The sequence below is a fragment of the Desulfobacter latus genome, from assembly GCF_013389365.1.
In the GTDB taxonomy this organism is placed as follows: Bacteria; Desulfobacterota; Desulfobacteria; order Desulfobacterales; family Desulfobacteraceae; genus Desulfobacter; species Desulfobacter latus.
In genome coordinates, this window is sequence record NZ_JACADJ010000118.1 from 1 (window position 1) to 5,948 (window position 5,948).

6 protein-coding genes are annotated in these 5,948 nt (G+C 47.6%); all 6 read left to right on the forward strand.

Annotated elements, in window-relative coordinates; genetic code table 11:
- Positions 1-319: 319 nt before the first annotated feature.
- The 6 genes from acsA to HXW94_RS17925 all read left to right on the forward strand — a co-directional run bounded on the left by acsA (position 320) and on the right by HXW94_RS17925 (position 5,852).
- Positions 320-2,071 carry an acetate--CoA ligase gene (acsA, locus tag HXW94_RS17900; protein ID WP_178368261.1) on the forward strand — a complete coding sequence of 584 codons (1,752 nt, stop codon included), beginning with the start codon at positions 320-322 and terminating at the stop codon, positions 2,069-2,071.
- Between the two features lie 30 nt (positions 2,072-2,101).
- Positions 2,102-3,070: a pyruvate dehydrogenase (acetyl-transferring) E1 component subunit alpha gene (pdhA, locus tag HXW94_RS17905; protein WP_178368262.1), complete on the forward strand. Its 969-nt coding sequence runs from the start codon at positions 2,102-2,104 to the stop codon at positions 3,068-3,070.
- Entirely contained in the window at positions 3,067-4,056 is a 990-nt protein-coding gene (locus tag HXW94_RS17910) for an alpha-ketoacid dehydrogenase subunit beta (RefSeq protein ID WP_178368263.1), read from the forward strand. Before pdhA ends, HXW94_RS17910 begins: the two co-directional genes overlap by 4 nt.
- Complete coding sequence (locus tag HXW94_RS17915) at positions 4,053-5,201, forward strand: dihydrolipoamide acetyltransferase family protein (protein WP_178368264.1); 1,149 nt, start codon at positions 4,053-4,055, stop codon at positions 5,199-5,201. The genes HXW94_RS17910 and HXW94_RS17915 overlap by 4 nt, the downstream gene beginning before the upstream one ends.
- Positions 5,198-5,449, forward strand: a complete 252-nt coding sequence (locus HXW94_RS17920; protein WP_178368265.1) for an acyl carrier protein — start codon at positions 5,198-5,200, stop codon at positions 5,447-5,449. The genes HXW94_RS17915 and HXW94_RS17920 overlap by 4 nt, the downstream gene beginning before the upstream one ends.
- A 106-nt stretch (positions 5,450-5,555) precedes the next feature.
- A complete protein-coding gene (locus tag HXW94_RS17925; RefSeq protein ID WP_178368266.1) occupies positions 5,556-5,852 on the forward strand; it encodes a lipoate--protein ligase family protein in 297 nt (98 codons plus the stop codon).
- Positions 5,853-5,948 lie beyond the last annotated feature (96 nt).

Genomic DNA, 5,948 nt, shown 5'->3' on the forward strand with positions numbered 1-5,948 from the left:
ATGCTCGTAGTGCATCCGACAGGTTAGAACTGAGCTATACGCTTCGAGAGATAAGTGGTTCGCCGCTGACAGTCAATCAACCTGTTTAAGATCAATCTCTATATTTCTCTATGGAGTTGGTAACTATCATTATAATATACGTCTTATTAATCCGAACTTTTGGACTTGGTCATACATAACATCGGCCACAGCGTAGGTTGGGTTGAACGAAGTGAAACCCAACAACTTATCGGCGTTGGGTTTCGTTCCTCAACCCAACCTACCGGAAATCCGTATGGCCTAAAATATGATCAAGGCCGAACTTTTCAAAGGACAAAAAATGGAAAAGAATTGGATCGAAAAAAATATATCTGATCTTAAAGTTACCCCGAATCTGATCGACTACGAAAAAGAAAAAAAATCTTTTGAATGGGAAAAAATAGGCGAACAATTTGAAGGACTGCCCTGCGGAGGGCTCAATATCGCCCATGAAGCGATAGACCGCCATGCCAACTCAAAAGCGGCAAATAAAACCGCTTTGGTCTGGCTTGGCCAAGACAGCCAAAAGCAAGTGTTCACCTTTGCGAAAATGAAAAAAGAGACGGCTAAATTCGCCAATGTTCTAAGATCTCTCGGACTTGCAAAGGGCGAAAGGATATTTACCCTTTCGCCAAGAGTACCCGAACTCTACATTGCAGCCATCGGAATCTTAAAAAACCGGAATGTGATCTGCCCTCTTTTTTCGCAATTCGGACCCGGGCCTATTTTACAGCGGATGCGCGGCGGTGATGCGAAAGCACTTCTGACCACAAAGAAGCTCTTTGAAAAAAAGATACGTTCTGTTATGGAGCAGATTCCCGATCTTCAATATATATTATTAATCGATGAGCCATATGACCAAAGTGAAAAAATTCTTTCACTGCCCCGCCTTTTAAAAGAGGCTTCCGATGCGTTTGAGATTGAGCCCACCGATCCCGAGGATATGTCCATACTTCATTTTACCAGCGGAACCACAGGAATGCCAAAAGGCGTGGTTCATGTTCACAAGGCGCTTTATACGCACTGGATGACCGGAAAATATGTATTGGACCTGCATTCAGATGATGTTTTCTGGTGCACGGCCGATCCGGGCTGGGTAACCGGAACGTCATACGGCATCATTGCCCCGTGGCTGCATGGGGTAACGAATATTGTCGATGAAGCAGAGTTCAATGCCAAAAGATGGTATCGCATTTTACAGGATGAAAACGTTACCGTATGGTACACGGCGCCGACTGCGATCAGGCGTCTGATGCGGATCGAATCCGAACCGACACGTGAATACGATCTTTCAAAGCTGCGCCTGATTCAAAGCGTAGGCGAACCGTTAAATCCGGAAGCCTTACTGTGGGGTGTGGAAAAACTTAAAATGCCGATTCATGATAACTGGTGGCAGACCGAAACCGGCGGTATCATGATCTCCAACCTGATATCACAAACAGTTAAACCGGGATCAATGGGCAGGCCGCTTCCGGGCATTGACGCGTCGATCATAAAAGTTGAAGATGACGGCAGTGTAACGGAAATAACGGAACCCGGTGCCGAGGGAGACCTGGCCTTAAAACCGGGATGGCCCTCAATGTTCAGGGCATACCTTCATAATGAAGAAAAATATAACAAATGCTTTAAAGGCGGCCGGTATATTTCCGGCGACCTGGCCTATAAAGATGAGGATGGCTACTTCTGGTTTGTCGGACGTGCCGATGATATCATAAAAACGTCAGGGCATATGGTAGGCCCTTTTGAAGTAGAAAGCGCATTGATGGAACACCCCGCAGTTGCGGAAGCCGGCGTTATCGGAAAACCCGACCCCATAATCGGCCAGCTGGTTAAGGCGTTTGTTTCTTTAAAAGCCGGTGTTGAAGCAACCGAAGATCTCAAACGCGAATTGATAGGCTTTGGGCGTAAAAAACTTGGCGCTGCCGTTGCCCCCAAAGAGATCGAGTTCAAGGAAAATCTGCCCAAAACACGCAGTGGCAAAATCATGCGCAGGTTGCTGAAGGCAAGAGAGCTTGGATTGGCCGAGGGGGACACCTCGACCTTAGAACAATAGAACAATAACCCTCATTTGCAGGAGATTGTCATGGATATAGAATCAGCCAGAAAATTTTATTCTCAAATGCTTTTGATAAGACGCTTTGAAGAAAAATGTATCGAGCTCTACAGCAGCCGGAAGATCAGGGGCTTTTTGCATCTATATATCGGCGAAGAAGCGATTGCCGTCGGCGTCATGCATGCGTTGTCCGCCGAAGATGCCGTGATCTCCACGTACAGGGAACACGGGCATGCATTGGCACGGGGAATATCAGCTAAAAGCATCATGGCTGAAATGTACGGAAAAGTAGAGGGCTGTGCCGGAGGGCGCGGCGGCTCCATGCATCTTTTTGATGCAAAACGCAGATTTTACGGCGGCAATGCCATTGTCGGCGGCGGCCTGCCGTTAGCCGTTGGTATGGCGCTTGCGGATAAAATGATGAAACGCGACCGGGTAACGGTCTGCCTCTTTGGAGACGGTGCCGTAGCAGAGGGTGAATTCCACGAATCTCTTAATCTGGCATCATTGTGGCAGTTACCGGTTCTTTTCATATGCGAAAACAACTATTATGCGATGGGTACCGCTTTGGAATTCTCCGAGTCGGAAGTCAATCTTTCCAAAAAAGCGGCCGGCTACCGTATAAATTCTTTTCAGGTTGACGGGATGGATGTGACACAGGTTGCCGAGTCTGCAAAAAATGCCGTTGAAGATATCAGATCAGGCAAAGGTCCCGTGTTTCTTGAATGCCTGACATACCGTTTTAGACCGCATTCAATGTTTGATGCAGAACTTTACCGTAAAAAAACGGAAGTCAACGCGTGGAAAGATAAAGGGCCGCTGGTAACTTTCAAGAAAACCCTTGAAGATAAAGGGCTATGGTCAAAGATCAAGGCGCAAGAGATAGAAGATGAGATCACAAAGACCATTGATGACGCCGTGACGTTTGCGGAAAACGGCACACTGGAGCCAATCAGCGATCTTGAAAAATTTGTCTATTCACCGGAGGAAGCACAATGAAAGAGGATAAACAGACCACTTACCGGGAAGCGGTACGCGAAGGCATCAGAAATGCGATGCAAAAAGATGATAGGGTCTTTCTAATGGGAGAATATGTCGGCCGTTACGGTGGATGTTTTGCCGTAAGCAAAGGGCTTTTGGAAGCGTTCGGCAACGCGCGGATCATTGATACACCCCTGTGCGAATCGGCATATACAGGCGCGGGTATCGGTGCGGCATTGAACGGGATGAGACCGATCGTAGAGATTATGACGGTAAATTTCAGCCTGTTGGCCCTGGATCAAATCATGAACAACGCCGCAACACTGCTGCATATGTCAGGCGGGCAGTTCAACGTTCCTTTGGTTATCCGTATGTCAACAGGCGGCGGAAAGCAGCTTGCAGCCCAGCACTCCCACTCTTTGGAAGGCTGGTATGCGCATATCCCGGGACTTAAAGTCCTGACGCCTGCAACGGTACAAGATGCCTACAGTATGATAGAATCGGCACTTAACGATCCTGACCCGGTACTTATCTTTGAGAACTCCCTGCTTTATAACTCCCAGGGAACGCTTGATACAAATGCCAAGCCTCTGCCCATCAAAAAAGCAGTTGTCAAACGCCCGGGCAACGATCTGACGATCCTTGCATACGGGATCAATCTTTTCAAAGCATTGGATGCCGCAGAAATATTGGAAAAAGAAGCGATCGATGCCGAAGTGATAGACCTTCGCGCGTTGCGCCCCCTTGATGATGAAACGATCATGAATTCCGTAAAAAAAACACACCGGGTAATGATAGTCGATGAAGGATGGAGATCCGGCAGCATTTCTGCCGAGATCATGGCGCGTATCAACGAGCAGGCTTTTTTTGAACTTGATGCAGCGATGGGACGGGTCTGCAGCGCTGAAGTGCCACTTCCTTATGCCAAACATTTAGAAGATGCCGCACTGCCCCAGCCTGTAAAAATAGCTGCCATGGCAAGGCAGATCATGGAGGACGCATGAGCGAATTTCTAATGCCCAGCCTTGGCGCAGATATGGAATCTGCCGTATTAATGCAGTGGAAGGTCAAGGTCGGCGATAAAGTGACAAAAGGCCAGGTGATCGCCGAAATAGAGACAAGCAAAGGTGTCATTGAGATCGAGGTTTTCGAAGACGGTATCATTGAAAAGATTTTGGTTGAACCTGAAACCGAATGCAGCGTAGGTACGCCTCTTGCGATAATACGCTCAGACGAAGAAAATATACCCGTCTCGTCAGCAACGGCCGCGCAAGCGCAGACCGAAGAAGCGCCTTTAGAAAAAGCCAAACCGGACCGATCTAAAGACACGACACAGCCTCAGCGTGTCAAAGCCTCACCTGCGGCACGTAAAAAAGCACGTGAGCTTGGTCTTGATCTGGCGGATCTTGCCCAAACAAGTGACGGAGAAATACACTTAAGCCGGATAGAATCAGCTGCCGAAACCGAATTTAAAACGCCCTCAGCAGATAAAATGCGCCAGGCGATAGCATCTGCGATGAGCCTCGCCAATGCCGAGATTCCACACTATTACCTTTCTGCGTCAATCAATATGAGTCCTGCCCTGTCCTGGCTGGAAGAGATAAATAAAAATGTTACTATCAAGGCGCGTATTTTACCTGCCGCCATGATTATCCGTGCCGTCGTGCTGGCACTTGAAAAGGTACCTGAACTGAACGGGTACTGGCAGGCGGGTCATCATCACGTTTGCAAGGAAATTCACCCCGGTATTGCCATTGCACTTCGTAAAGCCGGCGTGATCACGCCGGCTTTACTCGGGGCAAAAGATATGAATTTGAGCCGGACCATGCAGGCACTGGATGATCTGATCATGCGTGCAAGAGCCGGCAAATTACGCGGCGCAGAACTGACACAGCAGAGCATTACGATCACAAATCTGGGGGATCTTGGTGTGGAAAATGTCTATGGCGTCATCTATCCGCCTCAGGTTGCGCTTATCGGCCTGGGTAAAATTATCGATACGCCCTGGGCCCAGGAAAACAACGTTACAGTACAAAAGGTCATGAAGGCTACGTTAGCCGGTGACCATAGAGCGACGGACGGTCGTACCGGGGCACTTTTCCTTGATAAATTCAACCGCATTTTACAAAATCCCAAGGAGCTGCTATGAACAAAGAACAGATCAAAACAGCCATCATCGAACAGATACGAATAATCGCTCCCGATCTTGAATATGATGATATCCCATCGGATGAAAATCTGCAAAACGCTTTAGAGATCGACTCGTTTGATTTTTTACACCTGCTTAATGCTTTATATGAACAGCTTGGGGTACAGGTTCCCGAAGCGGACTATGGCGAGGTTGATACACTAAACCGTATGGCAGCGTACTTTGCCGAGCGGATAAAAGGAACTTAGCGCCCTTTGGGTGGGGTGTTAGGTTCTGGGTTCTGGGTTCTGGGTACTGGGTGCTGGGAATTTCTATATTATTGAATTAATCAACGTAACATATGAAGGGTATGGTTTGAAAAGATGGCGCTTAATTGAAACAGGTATCGCAGAAGGTGGCTGGAATATGGCTGTTGATGAGGCGCTGCTGTATAGTTTCAAGCAAAACGACATGCCCATATTAAGGCTTTACAGATGGCACAAAGCGCTTAGTCTGGGACGATTCAGCGAGCCGCATAAAAGCCTTGATATGGAGATGCTGCAGAAACAGAAAATTCCTTTTGTGCGCAGAATGACGGGCGGCGGTGTGTTTGTACACGGAAATGAACTTTCTTATTCGCTGGGCGCATTCCCATTTTCCCGGTTACCGTAGGCAGATTATTCGTAAATGCTGAAAACATTGCAATTCTTTAATAATACATATAAAAACAATTAGTTGTATCAAAAAATAGACCCTGTAATCCCATTT

Excerpts from the sequence above, each read along its gene's own strand:
- acsA (WP_178368261.1), top strand. The coding sequence starts at position 320 with ATGGAAAAGAATTGGATCGAAAAAAATATATCTGATCTTAAAGTTACC.
- pdhA (WP_178368262.1), top strand. The coding sequence starts at position 2,102 with ATGGATATAGAATCAGCCAGAAAATTTTATTCTCAAATGCTTTTGATA.
- HXW94_RS17910 (WP_178368263.1), top strand. The coding sequence starts at position 3,067 with ATGAAAGAGGATAAACAGACCACTTACCGGGAAGCGGTACGCGAAGGC.
- HXW94_RS17915 (WP_178368264.1), top strand. The coding sequence starts at position 4,053 with ATGAGCGAATTTCTAATGCCCAGCCTTGGCGCAGATATGGAATCTGCC.
- HXW94_RS17920 (WP_178368265.1), top strand. The coding sequence starts at position 5,198 with ATGAACAAAGAACAGATCAAAACAGCCATCATCGAACAGATACGAATA.